General features: G+C 69.2%; 1 pseudogene. It reads left to right on the forward strand.

Going from position 1 to position 279, the window contains the following annotated elements:
• Positions 1-137 (forward strand): annotated as a pseudogene (locus tag MKL20_RS23020) (UDP-glucose 6-dehydrogenase); the annotation flags it as partial.
• Between the last annotated feature and the right edge of the window lie 142 nt (positions 138-279).

Here is a 279-nt window from a genome sequence, read left to right on the forward strand (position 1 = left end):
GGCTCGCCTTCGGGACGAGCCTGCGGGACGCGGTGGCCGAGGCCGACGCGGTGTTCATCGCAGTGGGCACGCCCTCGCGCCGGGGCGACGGCTTCGCAGACCTGTCCTTCGTGTTCGACGCCGCCCGGGAAATCGCCGGCCATGCGGCCAATCACGACCATTGAGGGCGATCGCGTGGTGAGCGTGATGTAGGCGAAGGTCGCCAACCCGAACGCAAAGGCGATCGGCACGCCGGAGAAGACCAGGGCGCCAACGCCGAGGACGAAGAACAGCAGCAGG

It is taken from the genome of Methylobacterium sp. E-066 (assembly GCF_022829635.1).
Classification (GTDB): Bacteria; Pseudomonadota; Alphaproteobacteria; order Rhizobiales; family Beijerinckiaceae; genus Methylobacterium.